The sequence below is a fragment of the Vibrio sp. D173a genome (assembly GCF_030248475.1).
The window spans coordinates 1-965 of the sequence record NZ_JAHGAH010001307.1 but is presented as its reverse complement, the minus strand read 5'-3'; the positions used below and the strand labels follow the sequence as shown (position 1 = coordinate 965).

At 43.3% G+C, this 965-nt stretch carries 1 pseudogene; it reads right to left on the bottom strand.

Annotated elements, in window-relative coordinates:
- Positions 1 to 938 (bottom strand): annotated as a pseudogene (gene ebgR / locus KIV40_RS33020) (transcriptional regulator EbgR); the annotation flags it as partial.
- Positions 939 to 965: the final 27 nt, after the last annotated feature.

Here is a 965-nt window from a genome sequence, read left to right as displayed (position 1 = left end):
GACACGCAGTGGGATCGCTCGTCCGTCTCTCGATTTCTCGACCAGCAACTTAACGCCTTGAATTCCCACCAGTTCAGAGTGAATACGAACCGTCGATAAAGATGGGAAAGTAAACTTAGCCGTTGGGATATCATTGACACTGATCAGAGCGATATCTTCTGGAATGTTCACTCCATGCTCATGAATAGCACGTAATCAATTGCGATGGAATCTGAAGCAATGAACATCGCTTTTGGATAGTCGCCAGTTTCTAACATTTGCTTCGCTAACTTATAACCCGACAAGCTTGAGAAATCCCCACGATAGATATCTTGTTCGCTTACCACTTGTTTCAAAAGGCCGTACTCTGCGAAAGCGACTTCACGAATATCCGGTGTATTTACGTCATCTTGGCCGCCGATAGAGCCGATGCGGTCGTAGCCTTGGTCAATAAAGAAGTTAGTGATCTCTTTACTGATTCGAGCTAGGTCGATATCAACGGAGTCATACGGTTCTGAGTGATCAGTAAAGTCTACATAACAGATGTTATCAGTGAGCTTTTTCGCTTGTTCAATGACTTCTGGAGACATTCTACCAACCAGAAGAATACCTGTGATAGGGCTAGTGCTAGACTGTATTTTACTTTCATAACAGTTGGTTAGCTCTATATCCATCTTCTCACACTGGGTTTCAATACCGTGGCGAATAGATAGGTAGTACGGATCGTTTACCTCAGCTTCTTGCTTGTAATTGTACAGAGCAAGAAAGTGATGGTGCTGCTTTTTACTGCTAACCGTTTTACGTGAGCTGCTGGTTTTGTACTCCAGCTTTTCTGCAATTTCAAAGATACGCCTTTTGGTCTCTTCCTTAACACTCAATGTTGGATCTTCATTAAGGACCCTTGAAACCGTCGCCAATGATACATTTGCTTCAGTCGCGATATCTTTTAACGTTGCCATACTCACTTCCTGTTATTGGAACACTGG